The organism is Peribacillus sp. FSL K6-1552 (genome assembly GCF_038005205.1).
Classification (GTDB): domain Bacteria; phylum Bacillota; class Bacilli; order Bacillales; family DSM-1321; genus Peribacillus; species Peribacillus butanolivorans.
The window spans coordinates 2,517,308-2,539,912 of the sequence record NZ_JBBOST010000001.1 but is presented as its reverse complement, the minus strand read 5'-3'; the positions used below and the strand labels follow the sequence as shown (position 1 = coordinate 2,539,912).

The 22,605-nt window shown below is 38.1% G+C and carries 22 protein-coding genes; all 22 read right to left on the bottom strand.

What is annotated here, in order from left to right; all coding sequences use genetic code 11:
• Positions 1-39: 39 nt before the first annotated feature.
• The 22 genes from NST21_RS12310 to NST21_RS12205 all read right to left on the bottom strand — a co-directional run bounded on the left by NST21_RS12310 (position 40) and on the right by NST21_RS12205 (position 22,270).
• On the bottom strand, positions 40-1,767 hold the full coding sequence (locus NST21_RS12310; protein WP_340889351.1) for a sensor histidine kinase: 1,728 nt from the start codon (positions 1,765-1,767) through the stop codon (positions 40-42).
• 20 nt (positions 1,768-1,787) lie between these two features.
• Entirely contained in the window at positions 1,788-2,249 is a 462-nt protein-coding gene (locus NST21_RS12305) for a GAF domain-containing protein (protein ID WP_053345820.1), read from the bottom strand.
• On the bottom strand, positions 2,239-2,892 hold the full coding sequence (locus NST21_RS12300) for a response regulator transcription factor (protein WP_340889349.1): 654 nt from the start codon (positions 2,890-2,892) through the stop codon (positions 2,239-2,241). Before NST21_RS12300 ends, NST21_RS12305 begins: the two co-directional genes overlap by 11 nt.
• 100 nt (positions 2,893-2,992) lie before the next feature.
• Positions 2,993-3,643 (bottom strand): sensor histidine kinase, encoded by a 651-nt coding sequence (locus NST21_RS12295; RefSeq protein WP_098174678.1) that lies wholly within the window; start codon positions 3,641-3,643, stop codon positions 2,993-2,995.
• Between the two features lie 204 nt (positions 3,644-3,847).
• Positions 3,848-5,353 (bottom strand): nitrate/nitrite transporter, encoded by a 1,506-nt coding sequence (locus NST21_RS12290; RefSeq protein ID WP_340889348.1) that lies wholly within the window; start codon positions 5,351-5,353, stop codon positions 3,848-3,850.
• Positions 5,346-5,666, bottom strand: coding sequence for a hypothetical protein (locus NST21_RS12285; RefSeq protein ID WP_340889347.1), 321 nt, complete (start codon positions 5,664-5,666; stop codon positions 5,346-5,348). Before NST21_RS12285 ends, NST21_RS12290 begins: the two co-directional genes overlap by 8 nt.
• Positions 5,620-5,931 (bottom strand): hypothetical protein, encoded by a 312-nt coding sequence (locus NST21_RS12280; RefSeq protein WP_053345815.1) that lies wholly within the window; start codon positions 5,929-5,931, stop codon positions 5,620-5,622. Before NST21_RS12280 ends, NST21_RS12285 begins: the two co-directional genes overlap by 47 nt.
• A 5-nt stretch (positions 5,932-5,936) precedes the next feature.
• Positions 5,937-6,128 (bottom strand): hypothetical protein, encoded by a 192-nt coding sequence (locus NST21_RS12275; protein WP_053345814.1) that lies wholly within the window; start codon positions 6,126-6,128, stop codon positions 5,937-5,939.
• Positions 6,118-6,645, bottom strand: coding sequence for a Rieske (2Fe-2S) protein (locus NST21_RS12270; RefSeq protein WP_056527086.1), 528 nt, complete (start codon positions 6,643-6,645; stop codon positions 6,118-6,120). Before NST21_RS12270 ends, NST21_RS12275 begins: the two co-directional genes overlap by 11 nt.
• Before the next feature lie 11 nt (positions 6,646-6,656).
• A complete protein-coding gene (locus NST21_RS12265; RefSeq protein WP_053345812.1) occupies positions 6,657-7,217 on the bottom strand; it encodes a 4Fe-4S dicluster domain-containing protein in 561 nt (186 codons plus the stop codon).
• Positions 7,218-9,386, bottom strand: a complete 2,169-nt coding sequence (locus NST21_RS12260; protein ID WP_053345811.1) for a molybdopterin oxidoreductase family protein — start codon at positions 9,384-9,386, stop codon at positions 7,218-7,220.
• Positions 9,373-10,455: a hypothetical protein gene (locus NST21_RS12255; RefSeq protein ID WP_340889346.1), complete on the bottom strand. Its 1,083-nt coding sequence runs from the start codon at positions 10,453-10,455 to the stop codon at positions 9,373-9,375. Before NST21_RS12255 ends, NST21_RS12260 begins: the two co-directional genes overlap by 14 nt.
• 322 nt (positions 10,456-10,777) lie before the next feature.
• Positions 10,778-11,773, bottom strand: coding sequence for a 5-oxoprolinase subunit C family protein (locus NST21_RS12250; protein WP_340889345.1), 996 nt, complete (start codon positions 11,771-11,773; stop codon positions 10,778-10,780).
• Entirely contained in the window at positions 11,770-12,537 is a 768-nt protein-coding gene (gene pxpB / locus NST21_RS12245; RefSeq protein WP_445670508.1) for a 5-oxoprolinase subunit PxpB, read from the bottom strand. The genes NST21_RS12250 and pxpB overlap by 4 nt, the downstream gene beginning before the upstream one ends.
• Positions 12,538-12,550: 13 nt before the next feature.
• Positions 12,551-13,342 (bottom strand): putative hydro-lyase, encoded by a 792-nt coding sequence (locus tag NST21_RS12240; protein ID WP_340889342.1) that lies wholly within the window; start codon positions 13,340-13,342, stop codon positions 12,551-12,553.
• Between the two features lie 76 nt (positions 13,343-13,418).
• Complete coding sequence (locus tag NST21_RS12235; RefSeq protein WP_340892521.1) at positions 13,419-14,558, bottom strand: NRAMP family divalent metal transporter; 1,140 nt, start codon at positions 14,556-14,558, stop codon at positions 13,419-13,421.
• A gap of 118 nt (positions 14,559-14,676) precedes the next feature.
• The gene (gene pxpA / locus NST21_RS12230; protein ID WP_340453697.1) at positions 14,677-15,438 is read right to left on the bottom strand and encodes a 5-oxoprolinase subunit PxpA; all 762 of its coding nucleotides are present in this window, start codon (positions 15,436-15,438) and stop codon (positions 14,677-14,679) included.
• Positions 15,439-15,917: 479 nt separating this feature from the next.
• A complete protein-coding gene (solA, locus tag NST21_RS12225; protein WP_340889341.1) occupies positions 15,918-17,042 on the bottom strand; it encodes an N-methyl-L-tryptophan oxidase in 1,125 nt (374 codons plus the stop codon).
• Positions 17,043-17,215: 173 nt separating this feature from the next.
• The gene (gene hutH / locus NST21_RS12220; protein WP_340889340.1) at positions 17,216-18,775 is read right to left on the bottom strand and encodes a histidine ammonia-lyase; all 1,560 of its coding nucleotides are present in this window, start codon (positions 18,773-18,775) and stop codon (positions 17,216-17,218) included.
• Between the two features lie 93 nt (positions 18,776-18,868).
• Positions 18,869-20,254, bottom strand: coding sequence for an MFS transporter (locus tag NST21_RS12215; RefSeq protein WP_340889339.1), 1,386 nt, complete (start codon positions 20,252-20,254; stop codon positions 18,869-18,871).
• 504 nt (positions 20,255-20,758) lie between these two features.
• Positions 20,759-20,905 carry a hypothetical protein gene (locus NST21_RS12210; RefSeq protein WP_162878834.1) on the bottom strand — a complete coding sequence of 49 codons (147 nt, stop codon included), beginning with the start codon at positions 20,903-20,905 and terminating at the stop codon, positions 20,759-20,761.
• A 72-nt stretch (positions 20,906-20,977) separates the two neighbouring features.
• Positions 20,978-22,270, bottom strand: coding sequence for a Glu/Leu/Phe/Val family dehydrogenase (locus NST21_RS12205; protein WP_201180865.1), 1,293 nt, complete (start codon positions 22,268-22,270; stop codon positions 20,978-20,980).
• Between the last annotated feature and the right edge of the window lie 335 nt (positions 22,271-22,605).

Below are 22,605 nucleotides of genomic sequence, written 5' to 3'. Positions count from 1 at the left end.
TGCAGCTAAATTTACTTGATCGTTACAAAAAAAATTTCTTTACAAAGGTATTTCCAAAAATACTTTTGTCCCTTTCTCCTCAACAGAATGAAGGGAAAGGTTTCCACCGGCAGCTTTGGCTCTCTCTTCCATACTGAATAAGCCTACTCCACGGGTAACCTTTTCTAAATCAAATCCCTTTCCTTTATCCTCTATAACCACACGAATTTCGTCATCTATTTCCCGAATCGTCACTGTTGCTTCTTCGGTTTGAGCATATTTACGAATATTCGTTAATGCTTCTTGGATTACACGGTAAATGGTAATTTCTTTGTTTGTATTCAGACGGCAATTTAAATAGCAGTCAAAATGGATCTTGATATGGTGATGCTCTGAAAACCGGACCAAATAAGAGCGAATGGCTGGGAACAAACCAAGATCATCAAGTACTGATGGCCGCAGTTCCCATGATAGGTGTCGGAGTTCTTCGATAATTTCAGTTGCTTCATCTCGCATCTGATCTAAAAGAGGATGACTCATTTCTGTCTGCAGCCTGTTAATCGTGATGAGATGGCTGTATAAGTTTTGTCCGATACCATCGTGAAGCTCTCGAGAAAGGCGTTTCCTTTCATCTTCCTGAACATCAATGATTTTTCCCGTCATTTTCTGAATCTCTTCTTCCGCAATCTTCCTCTTGGTCACTTCATAGCGAATCGCTAAATACTGGTATGGTTTATTGTGCTCATCAAGAAACGGAACTATAGTCGTATCTACCCAATAATAGGTTCCACCCTTGGTCTTATTTTTAATCTCACCTTTCCATACTTTCCCCGATGAAATTGTTCTCCAAAGATCATTAAAAAATTCTCTAGAATGAAATCCCGAGTTAATAATTCGATGATTCTGTCCAATCAGCTCTTCCTTTGAAAACTCCGAAATCCGGCAAAATTGATCATTAACAAATTTGATGGTCCCTCTTTGATCGGTTATTGCTACAATTGATGAAGCATCCAAAGCAAATTGAAAATCGACAAGTTTATTTACGGACTTTTTCAGTTCCTCTACAACTCGTTTATATTCGGTAATTTCCTTCCGAATTGCCAGGTATTTATAAGGGCTCCCTATTTCATTTAAGAAAGGGACAATTGTGGTATCTACCCAATAATAGGTTCCATCCTTTGCTCTGTTCTTAATTTCGCCCCTCCATACACTTCCTGTCGAGATTGTTCTCCAAAGATTTTGCATAAATTCCTTTGAATGATAACCTGAATTGATAATTCGATGATCCTTCCCTATAAGTTCTGTTACTGAATATTGGGATACCTCACAAAATTTCTTGTTAATGGATTGTATCTTGCCTTTTTCATCTGTAAAAGCGACAATCGTTGATTCATCGAGTGCGTACATTAAATCAACCAGCTCATTTATGGGATAGGTTTGCTGTTGATTAAGTCGTGATTGGTCTTTCACTTTATGGAACACGACTAAGTAATAGACCTCTTTTTCAAGCGAAAAGGCATTCACCCTGAAAAAAAGTGAAAAAGTATGTCCATCCCTGTGGATTCCGAACTGGTGGATTATTTCCCCTTCCCCACTGGCCTGAAGATTTGCTCCTGGCATAAGATTCAAAAGCTTTTCTCCTATTAATTCATGATTTAAATAACCAAAATTTTCATATACCTGTTGATTCGCAAAAGAGATGACGCCTGATTCATTAACGAGAATTGTCGCTTCGCTGGACCCAAAAGAATTCTCTTTTTCCATTTCCAAATGATTATTCCAGTCCATACATAGTCCTCCTGTTGCCGTTAAATTGAGCTGTTTAATTCCTTTTCCAATCTTTTCGCTGCATCAAGGATCGTATGCTGGTCACTTTCAGAAATAGGCTGTTTTGTTCTATTACCTACTAATAATACACCTTTGAGAACACCTTTAAATTGAATTGGAACTGCGAAAGCGTAGCTGAGATTTTCCGCGAGCATGATAGGATATTCTAGTGCTTTGCCCAGAATATTATTAGGAAAATCTTCAATTCCCATCGGTCTGCCTGTTGATATTACCTTACCTGCTATCCCTTTTCCATATCGAACTGTTATTCTTTTGTATTTATCATTTCTGTTCCCGGCGGCATAATGCCAGCTTACGTCTGGACCGTTGCTGTTTTGTAAAGCCAGTCCAACAAAATCACAGTTCAATTCTTCTAATACTTGTTCACACGCTTGTTTAAATGGTTGATCTTTTCTCGATTTATTGCACACGTTAAATTCCATACCCTAATAACCCCTTTTTTAAAGCAAATGCAACAAGTTCAGGTCTTGTTTTCATCTGAAGCTTCTCCATCAGGTTTCCTTTATGGGTTTCAACCGTTTTCACACTTAAAACAAGCTGTCCGGCAATTTCTTTATTGGAAAATCCTTTCGCAATCAATGTCAGGACTTCTTTTTCACGGTCCGAAAGCAGATTGAAAGTATCAGAGGTCCCCTGCTTCACACTGCCTATGTATACTTCCATTAACCTTTTAGTTGCAGATGGATGAAGGTAAGCATTTCCGGTCGATACAGAGCGAATAGCTACCAATAATTCTTCATGTGGTGCAGTTTTTAAAATACAGCCTGAAGCACCCGCTTGAATAGCTCTGAACAAATATTCTTCATCATCATGCATAGTAAGTATTAATATGGCTACTTCAGGCATTAGTTTTTTCAGTTCTGAAGTGGCTGATAAGCCATCCTTCCCATGAGGCATGCTTAAATCCATGACTACCACATTTGGCTGGAGCTCTAGTGCTTGCTGTATTCCTTCGTTCCCCTCGGAAGCTTCCCCTATCACTTCCATATCAGCATGATTATTTAATAGCATCTTTAAGCCCATTCTTACAACGGCGTGATCATCGCAAAGCAAAATTTTTATCAAAGCTGTTCCCCCTTAGCTTTGTTCGTATATGTATTGTTATAAATGAATTTGAAACAACAACGGGGATTGCTCAATTAGCAAACCCCCTGTTTAGTCCATTTTAATATAATGGAAGAGAAATCTCTATAGAAGTCCCTTTATCTATTTTTGAAAATATGGTACATTTTCCGCCAATCAAATGCATTCTTTCACTCATGGCTGCAAGCCCGCTCGACTTATTCATAGCCGTTTCCACCTCAAACCCTTTTCCTGAATCTTTAATCATAATCAATAACCTGCTTTTTTTCCATTTGAATATTATACTTGCCTTCATCGTATCAGCATACCTTGCTATATTCACTAATGCTTCCTGGCAGACTCTGAAAAGTGTAATGCTATCTCTATCAGAGATTTGCGATTCAACACCCAGATTCTCTACCTCAACTTCAATGCCATATGTTGAAGTGTATAATTTTATATAGCTTTTCATAGCAGAAATTAGCCCCAGAGTTGTAAGGGTAGGAGGATGCAATTCTACAGCCAAGAGCCTGATTTCTTGAATTGTCTTTTCCAATAGCTGGCTCATATCACCTGCATAGCTTTTCATGGCAGGCTGTTCGATTGCCTTTTCAATGAGCTGCATACCTGTAAAGAGACTGTAGAGGGACTGTCCCACGCCTTCATGAAGCTCCATTGCAATTCGTTTAATCTCTTCTTCATGAGTTTGAATAATATAAGAACTGATGTTTTTTTTGAGTGGCTGAGTATTCATTCCCACCCTCCTTAATCGTTTGTCGCAAATTATCGGGCAGGACGACTAATACGGGACGTCCTCCCAAAAGTTACGCTTTCGGTCGAGCGATGTAAAAGCTGATGAAGAGTTTCTGTCCTTAGGGAAAGTTTGCACTAGTACTTCTTGTACGTCGAAAACTCCGCTTCAAAACTGGGATTCAATGATTTACAGCACATTGATTTTTTATGATTTTTTCATTTTATGACTTGAAATATCACTAAACATCCCGGCATATTGAACAACATCCCCAGCATCATTCTTTATTGCACTAATTGTCAGCCATTGTAGATATTGTTGTCCATCCTTACGGCTATTCAAGATTTCACCTTGCCAGAAACCATTTTTTTCAATAGATTTCCATAAATCCTTATAAAAAGTTTGAGGCTGTTTACCTGACTTAAGTATACTAGGATTCTTTCCAATTACTTCATTTTCCTGATAGCCCGTAATACTTGTAAACGCAGGGTTTACTGAAATGATTTTACCACTGGTATCGGTGATCAAAATGCCTTCTATTGTATGGTCAATCACTTCTTTGGCAAGCTCCATTTTACCTTGGAAATACATCCAGACGACTAAAATCAAACTTGCAAGAGCAACTTCTGACAATGCCATGAACCCGATTGCATAATGGCCTGTGATATTGAATAACAAGGATAGAATTAACGGCGGGAAAAATCCTCCCAAACCGCCCATTGCGGACACAATTCCATTCACAATACCAGCCTGTTTTTGGAAATACATGGGCACTAGCTTAAAAATAACACCATTTCCCATTCCAGCACATAGAGCAATACTTAAACAGCCAAATGTGTACCAGCCAATTGATGGAGCAAAGGATAGGATCATTGCTGAAATCGTATAAACTCCAAAAACAAACATGAGCAGAATAAGAGAATGGAAGCGGTCGGCAAGCCACCCGCCAATTGGTCTCATAAGAGTAGCAAGGACAATAAAGCCTGCGGTCCTTATACCGGCATCAACTTTATCTAATCCAAAGTTCGCTACAAGAAAGTTTGGCAGGTAAATAGTAAATGCAACAAAAGAACCGAATGTTATAAAGTAAAATAAGCTTAGCAGCCATAGTTTTTCATTTTTGTAGACACCCTTAATTTGTTCTAAAAGCGGTGTTTTAACTCTCAGTTCCCTTTTATCTCCTAATAGGAAGTTACCTGCAATAAAGACTGCCAAAATTACAAGGTAAAGCTGCACGGTTGTAGACCAGCCAAACTTCGTAGCTACAACAGGTGCTGCAAACGCTGATATAGCCGTTCCGAGGTTTCCTGCACCGTAAATTCCGTTTATAAAGCCATGGCGTTCCTTAGGATAATACTTTGGTAAAGAGGTTACTCCTACAGAGAATACGGCTCCCCCAATACCAAGAAAAAGCCCTCCAATCAACAAATCAGCAAGAGAGTCCGCGATACTGATATAATAAACAGGGAATAACAGCGATATAAAGCTAATCAGGAAAATTTTCCTAGCCCCGAACTGATTGGCGTAAAAGCCAAGGGGAATGCGAAGAATAGATCCTAAAATAACCGGAACAGCTGTTACCAGTGCAAGCTGACCATCCTGTATAGCGATATCTTCTTTAATAAAAGGCAGCAGGGAAGAAATTAATACCCACACCATAAATCCTACAACGAGATTTAAGGTTTGTAATGGAAGCTGAATTTTTCTAAACATCCTGACCACTCTCTCTTCTAATTATATATTGTAAACCCGAATTTTCATCAAAAGCTGACCACTCATTTTCATTTTTAGTCACATTGGATATCAATGGGACAGCGAAAAAGTTAATGTCGTCAAAATAAATACGCAGATGTGTTATGTCAGGACAAAGCTCCACCTTAACAATCGTTTTAGAAACGAAAGGAGCTTTATCCTGGCCATCATCATCTAAGATGGCTACTCTTGCTTTTTCCGATACTAATGGTTGTATATCTTCTACATTAATTTGTTCCACAGGTATTGCACCCTCTCTTTGCCATGTAAACATTCATCTGATAACCCTGCAAATATTTCCAGAATGTATCTTTTGCATGATTCTCGATAAATTCAATTGTTTCCTCTTCAGACTCCCATCTGCTCATTCCCTTTACTTCGGCAACTACAATATCAACCCCATCTATTGACTTTTCATCTAAATACCAGTTAAGACGGACATCTTTAAAAAGGTCTGAAAGAAGCTTATCGATTTCAGTAGCAAAATTTCCAGATGCTTCTTTTATAAAACAAAAATCAAGGTATGTTTCACTGTTCATTTGATTCACGCCTTTTCATTTTTCGTTTTTTTATAAGTAAATAACGCTAAGGGAAACACCACAATGTTTAATCCCCCAAATATTAATACATTTACATAATTTTCATAATAATATTGGTGAACCATAAATTGGGTAAATACAATATTCATCATAAAGAAGGCACAAAGCAGCGCGACACCAATAAACTTAAGCCTCATAACGCTTCACCCTTACTGCGTATACCGCGCCATTTTCAACTTTCACCTGAATCTCAGGCAGCGGCCTTCTTGGCGGACCGGCAGTTGGAGCACCTGTTTCAACATCAAATTTTCCATGATGACAAGGACAAATCATCTCTCCTTCTTCCTTCACCCAGAAAACCGGGCAGCGAAGATGTGTGCATGCATTTTGGTAAGCTACGTATTTCTTTTCTGACAATCTGATCAAAAGAGCATCATCATGATCACCTGGAAATTTAAACTCTAATGCGTCACCAATTGCAAGTTTGCTTACATCTGTGATTTTTTTGTGAGGATACTCCTTTTCCCCAAGCCCCAGCAATTCTTTAGCCGCTACCGCCCCCCAAGGAAGGGAGGAAATTGCGAATACGCCAGCAGCCCCTACTAATGTTTTCATGAACCCACGTCTGTCAAGCTTTCTTTCATTATTCCGTTCAATATTATGAGTGTAATTATCTTCATTAAAGGGAATTTTATTATTTTTATCTGACGGCATCTTAATCCCTCCTAAAATAGCTTTGTTATCCCCTGTAAAATACCAGGCAAATTTACTTTAACGTTCGTTTCACCTTCAAGATACGGTATGCTAGTCACCCATTTTCCATTATCTAGATTAAATTGTTTTTTCTTATTTTCAATTTCTTCATCTGTTAGCCATTGAAGTGTATTAGACGGACAAACACTTGCACACATTGGCGGGATACTGTCTTTTGTCCGGTCGATACATAAATCACATTTGTACATTAAGTTTTGTTCAGTATCAAATTTTGGTATTCCGTATGGACAAGCAATCGTACAGTTTTGGCAGCCGATACATTTTTCAACGAGAGCTGATAATACGGCCCCTGTTTCATGGATTTGGATTGCCTGGGCTGGACAGCTTCTTGCACAGGCCGGATTCACACAATGAAGGCACATAAGAGGCATGGTTTGCCGATTAACCATAGGGTTTACATCGTAAACGTAGTTTCTGTTCCGCTCTTCATGCCCTCCGCATTGTGTACATGCTGCAAGGCATGAACGGCATCCTATACAGTTTTCAAGTTCTAAGTACAGCCTCTTTTTCATTTATTGCACCTTCTTTATTTCTACTTTTTCCAATTGAGCAGCACATGCCTTATATTCCGGCATACGGGAAATCGGATCCAGTGCTGCAATGGTTAATAGATTGATAGATTGCTCGTGACCAAAGTGGTACGGAACAAATACAGTATCTTTACGAATTGCTTCTGTAATTTTCACTTTATAGATCGCCTCACCTCTTCGGGTAAATAGGCGGACTCTTTCTTCATGTTCCATATTGTATATTTTTGCTGTTTCCGGATGTACTTCGACGTATGGCTCCGGACACATATCACGCAGGAACTGGATTCTTCTCGTCTGGTTCCCTGATAAGTAGTGGTAAACGACACGTCCAGTTGTTAAACGAAGCGGATATTTTTCATCTGGCTCTTCAGCAGGGGGGCGGTAAGGAAGCGCACAAATTTTCGCTTTGCCGTCTGCGTGATAGAATTTTTTATCCAGGAACATATGCGGCGTTCCCTTATCATTTTCATCCTTGCAAGGCCAAAATACACCGTCCTGTTTGTCGATTTTATCCCATGTAGCACCGTAATAATCGGCATATCCGCCTTTACTAGCCAGTCTGAATTCATCAGCTATATCTTTTGCTGTTTTCAAATATGAAAAATATTTTCCTCTTCCGAGACGTTCTGCAAGCTCTACTTGTATTTGCCAATCGGGCTTAGATTCACCGATTGGTTCTTGTGCCTTATTTATCTTAATAATTCTTCCTTCCAGGTTTGTAACTGTCCCTTCATCTTCTGACCACGTTACAGACGGCAAGATCACATCCGCAAACTCTGCTGATTCAGAAAGATAGAAATCCGAACACAACATAAAATCCAGGTTTTTCATCGCGCTTCTGACGAAATTTAAATTCGGCGCGGATACTGCAGGATTAGAACATAGCAGATACAATCCGCGGATCGTTTTTTGTTCCATTAGTTCAAACATTTCATAAGCAGAAACACCCGGCTGAGGCATTTCTTCCGGAGTGATTTTCCATACTTTACAAACTTCTTCTACATGTTTAGGATTTGTAATTTTTCGGTATCCTGGCAATAAATCCGCTTTCTGACCATGCTCTCGTCCACCCTGTCCGTTTCCTTGACCTGTGAATGTTGCTACACCAGACTTCGGACGGCCAATCTTACCCGTTACAAGCGCCATGTTTGTATATCCAGATACATTGTCAACACCCTTATGCTGCTGTTCAATTCCACGGGCAAACATGACAACTGCATTCGGTGCTTTTCCATAAATCTCTGCTGCGCGAATGATTTTTTCCGGTGCCACACCTGTAAGCTCACTCGTATATTCCGGTGTAAATTCTTTTACAAGCTCTTTTGTTTCTTCAAATCCGTTAGTATGATTATTAATAAACTCTTTGTCAGCATAACCCTTTTGAATTAATAAATTTAAGATTCCATTAGCAAGGGCAAGATCCGTTCCCGGTTTCAGGTCAAGGTGCACATCTGCTCTTCTCGCAATAGGCGTTTCGCGGGGATCCACCACGATAATGTATCCGCCTCTTTCTTGAACGTTCCAGACTCGGAACATAGAAGTTGGATGACATTCTGCTGTGTTACTTCCAGCAATAAATAAGCAATCCGTTTCATGAATATCTGTCCAGGGTAATGTTGAACCTCTATCTACGCCGAAAGAACGAAGGAATCCTCCGGCCGCACTAGACATACAGAAACGGCCATTATAGTCAATGTAGCGCGTTCCAAGAGCCACACGTGCAAATTTCCCTGTTAAATAGCATTTTTCATTTGTCATTGATACGCCGCTGAAAACGGATAATGAATCTTTTCCATATTTATTTTGAAGCTCACTGAACTTTTTCACGATTAAATCATATGCTTCATTCCAACTTGCTTCACGAAAGCCTTCCTTTGTTCCCTTTAATGATGCATCATCACGAATAAGCGGTTTTAAAATACGATCATCATGGTTCGTCTGCTGGTAAGCTGTAACCCCTTTTGGACACATTTTTCCAACCGTTACAGGCCAGTCATAACGTGGTTCAACCCCAATGATTTTATTTGTCGCTCTATTTACCCTTAAATTCATTCCGCACTGCATTCCACAATACGCACAATGCGTTTTGACCAATGTTTCATTCGGGTGTATCACATTCTCTACTTCTTTAAAAAACTTATCCCTTTGCATTCTGGTTTGCCTCCTTAACTTTTAACTCATGGATAGGGAAACCGGAAAATTGAGCAATCCGGTATTTTCTTCGGCAAGGTAGGCACATTTCAGCGAGATGATGGCCTTCCTTCGTTTGAAATTCGATATCGTTCACGCCGAGAACCTCTACGACATCTTTTGATTGTTCTGTTGAAACAAACTCATCACCACATACTTTGCATCCTTTCATGGATTGTTCCGCATAATGCTCTCTGTAGTTTCTTGCAAATACACTCATTGGGCGGAATGGTATGTGAGCCAGTTTTCCGAACGGAAGATAAATCAATGTAATAATGACTGACCACTGGTGAATCAGGGACATAGCTGGCTGACCTGCACCGTGCAAAGAGATGTTCATAAACGTTAGTGACAAGCCTGTAACGCTAACTAATAACAGCATATATAATGGAAGAAAGTCATACATGAATTTTTGTTCTGCTCTTGCCTGCATATTTTTCAAACGGCGGTATAGAGCCATGCATACTCCGGCGATAACCATCACAGCTGTAATGTTCAGAGCGTTATATGATAAGTTCGCAATGATTCCATTAGCTGGTACAGTTATTACCCGGATCCCCATTGCGATAATGTTGTAGTGGCCATTGTCGTCCATGGTGAAGTACATCCATCCAAATACTAGAGGGAATGTCACGAAGCAGGAAAGAATACATCCCCATCCGATTAGAATGTGCTGAGTCCATCGGTAAATTCCCCTATTCCAGATGAAATTGTATGTTGCTAAATGTTCAACTGATGTTTTAGGCGTTGATTTTCTAAATAGAAGTTTGATGCCTTTTTTTATAAAAATCTTTGTTGGCGGCCTTTCTCCCCATGCGATAAACCTGTAAAAGAACCCCCCAATAAAAATAATCGTCCCCACCATATAGCCATAAAGGTTTAAATCTACGTGTGTAAACATTCTTGTGCCAAAAAACGATAAGGTTACAAGTCCGCAAACTGCTAGAAACATAGACTTAGCAAAATGTGATGCAAATGCATTATCAATTGATTTTCCTGTTTTTTGATTTGCTGCGACTTTTGCCTGCATTACTATTCCTCCTCATTACTAACAATTACCATACCCTTATTGTAAGAGGTGCCCCGATTTTTCCATATCGGGGAACTTCCCTATCCTAAGGGGAAAATTCCCCTATCTTTGAAAATAAAAAAACAGCTCTGATGTGCAGAACTGCCTGTACTTTATTACAAACTTACTTTTTCTAATTTTTGTAATTTATTTTATATAGAAGGAAATACTGAGGGAATTTTTTCTTGATGTTAGGCTGTTTTCGGAGAATAAACAAAAAAAAGAAAGTGCCCTTTTAATAAGAGTACTCTCTTCCTTTTTGCTACTTCTTGATGTGAAATAACTATATAATATGCTGTTTTTTTAGAGCTAATGAAATTGAAACCTTTAATTCATTTAATTGTTGTTCTTTTTGAAGGAAAAGCTGCTCAGCTTCTTTTAAGGATACTCGTGAAAATTGAATAGCTTCCCCTGGTTTGACCTGAGCAATTAATGGTAAATCTGCAGTTATCACTTGAGCTATCTTAGGATACCCTCCCGTTGTTTGGCTATCCGCAAGAAGAATGATAGGGTTTCCATCAGGAGGAACTTGAACAGACCCGTTAGTTACTGCTTCAGATAATAGCTCACGTTTTTCTTGTAACTCCAGCAAAGGGCCTGATATTCTATAGCCCATACGATCAGATTGGTTTGAAACTTTAAACAAATTCTCTGTAAAACTAACTTTACTAGAGGCCGTAAAATAATCGTACTGGCTTCCATCTATGAAACGAATAACTGGCAAGCGACTTGGCATAAACTCCTTTTCATTGACAAACCACTTTGGAGCGGTAAACGCTTCCTTAAACTTCCGGTTAGCTAGAATAGTAGAAGTTTCATTAAATTCCACAACATCATCTACTTTTAATGCTCTTCCCTTATAGCCGCCAATTTCCCCTCTTAAATATGTACTTTTACTATTCATAACTGTAGAAATAGCGTATCCTCCCGCTACAGACAAATAAGCCCTACAACCTGATTTACATCCAGCGAATCGAAGAATCGTGCCTTTTTTTACATAAACAGGCTTCCACATTGGAACAGCTTGACTGTCAATAGTAGGTGATAAATTTCCACCTGTTATCGCGATCAAGCAATTTTTTTCTATTTTAAGAGTCGGACCCATTAACGTAATTTCCAGGGCCGCTTCACCTTCTTTATTGCCAACTAACATATTGGCAATTCGTAGGGAATATGCATCCATTGCCCCGCTTACAATCACTCCATGTTGCTGAAATCCTTTTCTTCCAAGATCCTGAATACTAGTTAATAATCCCGGCTTAATTACACGCAGGCTCACTGTAACCCCTCCTTTAGAATAATTTCTTTATACTCTTGATTAGAAATTGGATGGAATTTTACAATGTCTCCTGCTTGTAATAAACTTGGAGGATTTACATTTGGTAAAAATAGTTTGGTTGGCGTTTGTCCAATTAATTGCCACCCTCCAGGTGTTGATATAGGATATACACCCGTTTGCATACCTGCAATTCCAACTGCTCCTGTTGGTATGGTCATTCTAGGAGAAGATCGTCTAGGCGTTGAAATTTTTTCTGATAGTCCACCGAGAAATGGAAAACCTGGTGCAAATCCAATCATATAGGCTAAGTACTCACCGTTTGAATGAATATGGATGACTTCATCAGTAGTTAAATTATTATAACGAGCTACATATTCCAAATCCGGGCCATATTCATCCCCATAACATACAGGAATAGAAACTGTTCGATGTGTCAGCTTTTTATCTTCTTTTAACCACTGTAGTTTCCTTTCCATGATAGAACGAACCACTTCATATGGAGAAATTAATTCATCGTTATTGCTTTGTTTTTGTTTCTTATAGATAACTAGAGGATTATAAAAAACTGTCAAATTTGTAAAAGCCGGCACACATTCTATAAATCCAACAAAAGGTTCATCTTCTAGCAAATCCATAAACATTTTAATTTTTTTGTGAATGTCGTATTTAATTTCATTCCCAAATGTAATCACGATTGCAGAATCGCCTAAGGGAGACAGTACGCATGTAGTATTATTCAAAAGCTTTTCCGGCATAGAACTCATCTCTTTCTGTTAGTTATAGAACTCCTAATTTTTCATCACGAATATCCGTTATAAACATATGTCCTGGTGCATGCGTAATCATAATCGCCGGTTTTGTTTCCATTGCGATAGATTGAGGCGTTACTCCACAAGCCCAGAAGACTGGCACTTCTCCTTCACGAATCGTTACTGCATCACCAAAATCCGGCTGCTGAATGCTAGAAACACCAATCGCCTCCGGATCTCCAATATGGATTGGACCACCATGAACAGCAGGAAAACGCGATGTAACTTGAGCCGCTCGCACCACATCTTGCTGAGGAATCGGACGCATGCTGGCTACCATTTTCCCGTGAAAGATCCCGGCTTCAGTACATGAAATATTCGTTTTATACATTGGTACATTACAGTCCTCTTCAATATGACGAATGGAAATATCATTGTTTAAAAGGGCATGTTCAAATGTAAAGCTGCAACCGATTAAAAATCCAACCATATCATCTTCCCAATAATCTGAAATATCCGTTACTTCTTCCACTAATTCACCATATTTATATATCCGATATTTTGGAATATCTGTACGTATATCTCCAGACTGAGCAGCAAATTTAGGAATAGGAGAACCAATTTCTGTCACGTCTAGAAGTGGACAAGACTTAGGATTACGCTGACAAAATAATAAAAAATCAAAAGCATGCTCTTTTTTTAAGATGGCTAAGTTTGCTTGTGCATATCCGTTTGCCATTCCAGCAGTCGGTTTAATCAATTCATTGTTGCGGATCATTGCGCGCAATTCAGCCGGGGTTGCTTGCGAAAGATTAATCATATTATACATCTCCTATAAGTAACTAGCAGTTTTTCACAAACTGCTAGTCGTAATAATTAGATTGAATCTATAGTTATTAAAATAGTGATGGTAGTTGAGTAATTAATGTATATCCACCCATTAACGCCATAACAATAACCACAAATACACCTGATATCGTTAACCATAAAGGATGTTTATAATCACCCACAATATTCTTCTTATATGCCGCAATTAAAAGTGTACCAAGTGCAATTGGTAAAATCAGACCATTAATTGCCCCCACTACAAGTAGTACTTTAACTGGTTGGCCAATTAACAAAAAGCAAATTGTTGAAACGACTATAAAGGCAATTATAATCCAGTTCGCCTTTTTATTTATTTTTTCACTGAATGTTCTGATAAACGAAACAGAAGTATATGCAGCACCAACTACTGATGTGATTGCGGCAGCCCACATAACAACACCAAAGATCTTATAACCAACATTTCCAGCAGCAAGTTGAAAAACGGATGCCGCAGGGTTTCCTGAATCAATTTGCAAGCCTTTAGATACAACACCTAGAACTGCTAAAAATAATGCAACTCGCATAACTGTGGTTATTAAAATACCCATTACTGAACTCTTTGTGACTTCTGGCAGTGCTCCGACACCTTTCACGCCTGCATCCAATAGACGATGCCCACCAGCAAATGTAATATACCCACCTACAGATCCTCCAACTAAAGTAACAATTGCGATAATATCAATCTTGTCGGGTACAAATGTCCTTACAACTGCTTCACCAACTGGAGGGGATGTTGTCCAAGCAACGTACACCATCAAACAGATCATGAATACGCCGGCAATTTGTGTAAAACGGTCCATCGCTTTACCTGCTTCTTTTACAACAAAAATTAATATTGCAATGACGGCACTAATTGCCGCTCCAGCAGTTGGGGAAATTCCAGTCATCGCATTTAGACCAAGTCCAGCTCCTGCGATGTTCCCTATATTAAATGCTAGCCCCCCCATAACTATGAGTGCCGCTAGAACATAACCTAGTCCTGGAAGAACCATGTTTGCAATCTCTTGTCCTCGTTTTTCAGATACAGCAATAATGCGCCATACATTTGTTTGTGCAAAAATATCAAGAATAACTGAAATAAGAATAACAAAACCAAAACTTGCTGCAAGACTTTGGGTATAAACAGTTGTCTGCATTAAAAAACCAGGTCCTATGGCTGATGTTGCCATAAGAAATGCTGCACCTAGCAATAATGTCCGGTTAGTTTTTGGCTTAGAATGATTTTTTGTCTGGTCAGTTGTTATATTTTTGATTGGCTCCAATGGAATCTACCCCCTAGATGTGATTTTATTTAGAAATAGACTTAACTGTAATTTCAGATATTTCTAAGGATTTTTTTACATGACGAGCAAAGGTTAAAGCATGTTCTCCGTCCCCATGAATACAAATTGTATCTGCCTTTAAAGTCACATCAGTTCCTTGCTGTGATAATACCTTTCCTTCTTTAACCATTCGAATTACTTGTGCAACGGCATCATCATCATTTTCTATCATTGCATGCGCTTCCATTCGAGAAGTCAATGAACCATCTTTTTGATATGTCCGATCCGCAAACACTTCACTAGCGGTTTGTAATCCAATGGTCTCTCCAGCACGTATTAATTCACTTCCCGATAAGCCAAATAAAATGAGCTCAGGATTAATTTTGTATACAGCTTCAGCAATGGCAAGAGACAACTCTTTATTCTTTGCCGCCATATTGTACAAAGCACCATGTGGTTTAACATGTTGCATACTCCCGCCTTCTGATTGCAAGAAGCCATTTAATGCACCAATTTGATATACAACAATATCATAAGCTTCTTGTGGAGAAATATTAATATTGCGTCGGCCAAAACCTATTAAATCTTGTAATCCAGGGTGGGCACCAATTTTGACATCTTTCTCTAAAGCAAGTTGAACCGTTTTTCTCATAACGGTCGGATCACCAGCATGAAAGCCACAAGCAACATTGACAGATGTTACATAATCCAAAATCTCTTCATCATTTCCAATTCGATATGTGCCAAAACTCTCTCCTAAATCACAATTCAAATCAACTGTATTCATTGAACACTCCTCCTATTTACAGAAATTTCGAAAATTAAAACTTATAAATATGTAGAAAATCTGTATTTCACTTTCATTCAATTTCACAAATCCCGAAATTCGGAATTAGTGTTTCATATTTCGGAATATTCTCATTCTAGCATGTTTTTTTTATTTCGACAATATAATTTGTTAACTAACCTAACATATGTTTTTGTATTTTTTATTAACCTTGAATATATTGATATATTCAAGGTTGTTAACTTAGATTAAACAGAAGGTTATGTACATAGATTAAAGTGAAAAAATAATATATAGGTGTATTATTAATAGACCGGTAAAAACATATACTAAGCCTTTTTTTCCTTAAAAAAAGTCGTTGATTCCTATGATAAGGAATCAACGACTTGGATTTTCATTCTATATGTAGGTTCATGTTAAACTTGCGACTTTGTATTTTTATCCCGATGGCAAAATATTTTTTTCAAGTCTTCTCATTTTTAATTAAATCGATTTATAGAAAATACTGAGATATCATTCTCACTCTTACCTGAAATAATAAGGTCACTTAAAATCTCTCCAATAACACTACTGAATTTAAACCCGTGTCCAGAGAAACCTGCTGCAATAGCAATGTGTGGATAATTAGGATGGGTATCCACTATAAAGTTCTCATCAGGGGTCATTGTATAGATGCAGTTTTTCCCATATTTTATTTTTTGACCGGTAGGCATAAATTGTTGTAGGAACTGTACCAAATCTCCCTCATCTTCATCCAATTCACCAAACCCTGCTATAGAATCATCAGGATTAATGTAATTTCCCCCATCATGTCTCCCTAATTTTAAACCACTGTCATTTATACTTGGAAAGCCATAGTATGTACCTACAGACGTATCAAAAGTGAAGGCCGGAAAGTTTTTGTAATTATATAATTCATTTGCTTCAAACCATGCAAATGTTTTTCTGATAGGGGCTAGAGGAACATTTAAGTCTAACATCGCTAAAAGTTTTGGTGACCATGCTCCTGCTGCAACAACTAATGCTTCTGCGTAGAAAGTCTGTTCATTAGTTTTAATCGTGACCCCATTTCTATGAACACATATCTTCCTTACTTGGCTATTCACAATGATGTTAGCACCATGTGACTCCGCAAGTTGTTGATACGCTCGAATACACTCTTCACTTTTTAACACACCCGAAGTCGATTCAAAGCAACCAATATAATCTTCTGGTAGTGAAATACCTGGCCATCTTTTATGGATTTGATTTGAATCTAGGATTTCTAAAGGTAAATTAAATTTATTTGAACTTGCGATTACTTGCTTAATAAATGTGGATTTTTGACTGCCTGCATTCAGTACACCTGTTGGAAGAAATAACTGTTTATCCGTAAGTTTTTCTAAGTCATTCCATAGTTTTTGAGATTTAAGTGCCAAAGAAACATACTCTTCCCCTTCACCATAAGCATGTCTTATAATTCTTGTTTCTCCATGATGACTACCTTTATTATGAGGAGGAACATAAGAGTCTAATAATAATACCTTTTTTCCATTTTTAGATAGGAAATATCCTGCGGACATTCCCATAGATCCAGCTCCAATGACAATTACATCATAATGCATTTTTACTTTACTCCTCCTAAATTAGGTGATTAAGCATTTTAGATAGTATAGTTGTGAAAAAACTATGCTTTCTGCTATAAGCGTGAAAATAATAAATTCCTAACTTGATGAAAGATAAAAAAGGAAGCCGCTTTACTTAGATTGGTTAGAGTAAAACAGCTTCCACTATAGTTTTAGAACTCAATTTCACCAATCTTCATTTCGACTAGTTTGACTATTTCTCCTTCGTGAATTTGCTCATAAATCGTTTCGATATCAGGATAAAAAAATCGATCTTCTTTTACCATTGGGACTTGGTCGCGTATTAAATGGTACACACTTTCCGTAATCGGCGACGGTTTCAAGGGGTGATGAAAATCCATTGCTTGCGTGGCCGTCATAAGCTCAATGGCTAAAATATATTCAAGTTTCTTTGAAATCTGATATGCTTTCTTCGAAGCATAATAGGCAAAACTTATCAGGTCTTCTTGGTTAGCGCATGTTGGGACATTATCTACGGTTGCAGGATGTGAAAGAACTCTAATCTCATTCAATAGTCCCGCAGCTGTATATTGTGGAATCATGTAGCCGCTATTTAACCCTGGATTAACTACTAAGAAATTAGGAAGTTCACTAAGGTGATGGTTTACTAGACGATCAATTCTTCGTTCGGTAATTTTCGCTAAATTCGCTAAGGCAATGCACATCGTATCCGCGTAGATTCCTACGTAGGAACCATCAAAATTTCCACCCATGAGTGCAATTCCATCTTCCTCTTCCGGAAATATAATTGGATTGTCACTTGCAGAGTTCATCTCATTCTCAATAGTAACCGCAGCATCCTTCAATACTCTCTTTATGGCACCATGAACTTGTGGAATACATCGTATGCTAAGCGCATCTTGTAATCTATGTTCCTTGTATGTATCAATGATTTGGCTGCCCTCAAGTATTCTTGTTACATTTCTGGCTGTCTTAGCCTGTTCCTCATGTTTCTTTACGGTATGGGAACGAGGATCAAATGCTTTAATTGTACCTTTTAGCACTTCTAAGGACATAGCTCCCGTAATGTCGGCAGTTTTCGCTGCTTGCATGCTATTGTATAAGGCCAAGATAGCCATAGCTGTGACAGAAGTAGTTCCACTTGTAAGTGCCAATCCTTCTTTAGCACCCAACGTAACAGGTGCTAATCCAGCTTTCTCTAACGCTTCTATTCCAGGGATGAGCTCATCTTTATACCATGCCTTCCCCTCTCCAATCACTACTAAGGCCATGTGAGCTTCAGGAGAAAGATATCCCACTGACCCATCACCTGGAACAAACGGAATAATATCGTGATTTAAAAGTGAAGCAATTAGATTTAATACTTTTAATCTGACTCCTGAAAAACCTTGACCTAAATTCACAAGAATCATCAATTGAATGGCTCTCACTACTTCTCTTTCTAGAGGCGGTCCAACAGAAACTGCATGAGAACGAATAATATTTCGTTGAAGAGTTTCTGCATCTTCAGAAGAAATTACCTCTGTCATATTACTGCCAAATCCTGTTGTTACACCATAAATCAATCGATTTTCATCTAAAAACTTGTCTATTAGGCTACGGGATTTATCCACCCTATCACAATATGTTTGAGTAAAGGAAACGATCGCCCCATATCTAGCAACCGCAATCACTTCTTGGATTGAGATAGCACCATCCCCAAGTACAACCTCTTTAATATCTTTAGGGTGTATACAATTTATTGTTGTCATGATTCAACACTCCTCTCCTTTCGAAAATATATTCAAGATTAAACAAGGAGACGATAGTAACGTTTCTTCTCAATTATTTACTAGAAAATAATCTTATGTTATTTTCTTATTTTCTGTAAAGAGAATATCAGTTCCTTTCGGAGAGTTACCCGCTTCAAGCAAAGGGTCACTTGCTTCATGTAAGGAAAGATTCTTCGTTTCAGGTGCCCAGGCAATCGATACAATCAAACCGATTAGCAGAACTACAGCCATACCAATCATTGAAGTACCCAATCCGAATGAATTTAGACTAATAGGCAGCAGAAATGTTCCAATTGCAGAACCAATCCGACTAATTGCTGTTACCATACCTATTCCAGATCCACGAATCTCAGTTGGAAAAAGCTCTGCTGGGTATACTAATGTAAGGTTTGATGCTGCTGACATGAAAAATGTAAAGATCAAGAAGGCTATCAACATTAAGAATTGAGAACCATTATGTAAGAAGCTGAGTGAAAACAATGAAACAGTAAGGATAGTAAAAGCCCCAATGGTAAATCCTCTACGTGAAAATTTTGCAAGCAACCAAAGACCAAAAATTGCCCCAATAAGCAAGAATAGATTTAACATTGTATCGGCAAAAAAGTTTTGTTCAAAACCCATTGTACTTAGTATGGACGGTAGGAAAGTGTAGATTGCAAAGTACGGAATAACAAGAGTTAATTTGAATATTCCACCAAAAGCCAAACGCTTACGAAGCTTTTTACTGAAAAGTCCACGAAATCCTAGAGTCTTTTGATTTTCAGTACCAGTAGTCGTTTCACCCATTTCAACGTTCGATCCAAGGTGTTTCTTTACAATCTGGCGAGCTTCTTCGACACGCCCCATGCTGACAAGCCATCTTGGTGATTCAGGCGTTCCTATTCGTAAGATTAAAACCACAATAGCGGGAAAAGCAGCACTAACAAGCATCCAACGCCATGAGTCTGAACCAACCTGTCCCAAGTAATGACCAACAAAGTTTGATGCTACATATCCAAGCGTCCATACTACGTTTATAGACGCGAGGAGCGAGGAGCGATACTTTTTTGGTGAAAACTCGGCGAGTAAAGTCGTACCGACAGCGTAATCTCCTCCAAGTCCAAAACCAATTAGTAACCGTAAAATCAAAAGCTCTTCTGGACTACTAACAAAAAATTGTAAAATAGTAGCAATCGTGATAAGTAAAAAGTTTACGAGAAAGATTTTCTGCCTGCCTATACGATCAGAAAGCCTTCCAAGTACCAAAGCTCCCGCAAAAAGACCGACTAATGCAGAACTTCCGATCAATCCCGTCCACATTGCATTTAGCTCCAATTGAGGACCAAGTACTGTCAGAGCCATCGCGATGATTCCAAGTGAATAACCATCACAGAAGCTTGATCCAAAAGTAAGGCCAGCAATACGAAAATGAAACTTTTTAAATGGTGCATCGTCAATCGTGAATTTTTGTTCGCTCAAAGAATCCCCTCCATTTTTAGATTTTTCAGATATATCAACTTAAAAAAATACTTTACAATGAAATATCAGTTAGGACATATTCCAACAAAATTACTAAATTTCCCTGCCTCCGCAACAACTAATTCAAAATGAATAATCTATATACAAAATGCCAACTCCAGCATACTGTACATTCATTATTTCACCATTTGTTATCGCTTTGATATACTTTTACCTCCTAGCTATGAACCTAATTTTATTATGAAAATCTCACAAAAAATATTATAAATTAATGATTATCTTATTATTTATATTATACTTCTATTGTATTTTTATTAAAAAACACAAAACATTTATAAATATAAACACTTATAACGAAAATTTCGCTAGTATTATCTCTTTTGTGCCAAACTAATGTAACTCAAGTATTATAGATCTCATCATTTTGCAAATACTTGCAACTATCCTCAATTTTCTATAAAAGAGTCTTCTACCAAATCACCTATGGAACCGAAACTATCATGATTAAGCTAAACAATAATCATTGAAATAAATGACTTCACTAAGGATTTTACACCCTTGTATTCTCTCGAATTTTGCCCGTGCTTCCTTTTCAGTGTCATACTCAAACATTTTTATACTGTTCTTCGCATGGACAGTGATTATCCACATAAAAATTCCCTCCCCTTAGAAGATTTTATTTTAAACCCCTTATTTTCCTATTTAAATAGAGATTTTCACATTTTATACCCAGCCACGGAAAGACGAAGCTTCAGCCGACTTTTTAATTCCAACCATATAGGCGGCTAAACGCATATCCACTTTATAAACCTGTGCGTTTTGATAAATATTTTCAAAAGAATCAATCATTACTTTACGCAGTTTTTCAACAACCTCTTCCTCTGACCAATAATACCCTTGATTATTTTGAACCCATTCGAAGTAAGAAACAGTTACCCCACCGGCACTTGCCAATATATCCGGAACAAGGAGGACTCCTCTTTCATCCAATATTTTGGTTGCTTCGAGGGTTGTTGGCCCATTTGCTGCCTCCACCACAATCGATGCCTTAATACGATGGGCATTTTGTGCTGTAATCTGGTTTGAAATAGCTGCCGGTACAAGAATGTCACATTCTTTTTCAAGTAATTCTTGATTCGTAATAACATTGGTAAATAAGTTCGTTACTGTTCCAAAACTATCACGTCGATCAATCAAATAATCAATATCAAGTCCTTTTGGATCATAAAGAGCACCATTTGCATCAGAAATGCCGATCACCATAGCTCCTGCATTATGCATAAATTTTGCCAGAAAGCTCCCTGCATTCCCAAAGCCTTGAATAATGATGCGTGCACCATGTAAGTCAATGCCTTTTTTCTTTCCCGCTTCTTCAATGCAAATAGTTACGCCACGTGCAGTAGCCGTTTCACGACCTTGTGACCCTCCTAATACAATCGGTTTTCCTGTTATAAATCCAGGAGAATCGAATTCTCGAAGGCGGCTGTACTCATCCATCATCCACGCCATTATTTGAGAATTCGTATACATATCAGGTGCTGGTATATCTTTTGTAGGGCCAACAATTTGGCTAATAGCACGAACATATCCACGACTTAATCTCTCAAGTTCTCCAAACGACATTACCCTTGGGTCGCAAATAATACCACCTTTTCCCCCGCCGTAAGGAAGATCAGTAATGCCGCACTTTAAACTCATCCAAATGGATAATGCTTTTACCTCATTTTCATTTACTTCTGGATGGAAGCGAACGCCTCCTTTCGTAGGTCCTACAGCATCATTATGTTGAGAACGGTAGCCGGTGAAAACTTTAACAGAACCATCGTCCATTTTGACAGGTATACGAACTGTCAGCATTCGAAGAGGCTCTTTTAATAATTCAAATAATTCGTTTGAGTAACCTAGTTTATTCAGCGCCTCTTTGATGACCGTTTGTGTTGAAAGAAATAAATCTAGTGATTCATTTTCCTTTTTCTGTTCCTCGGATAAGCTCTCCGAAGTCTTTATAATTGACATGATATCCACCCCATTATTAGTAATTAAATTTATCCCTCGTTGTCTTTTCTATTGCAGTGGAGGATTAAAAATATTTAGAAAAACAATTTTGAGACGCATCATACAAATAGAACATTTGCTTTGTGTCTCGTACTAATCCATGAAGCGGAAATCAAGAGAAAGGATGTGTAAAGGATTGTCAAAAAAGAAAACATCCAATGCAACATCCACTTATCTTGGATTAAGAAGCTAATCCAACCTCTCTTATATCAATATTTATTGTTTCTCTTTTAGCATCATCTTACAAAAAAGGAGCAATCGCCGTAACCATTGCTCCTTTTAAGCTGTAAGTTCTT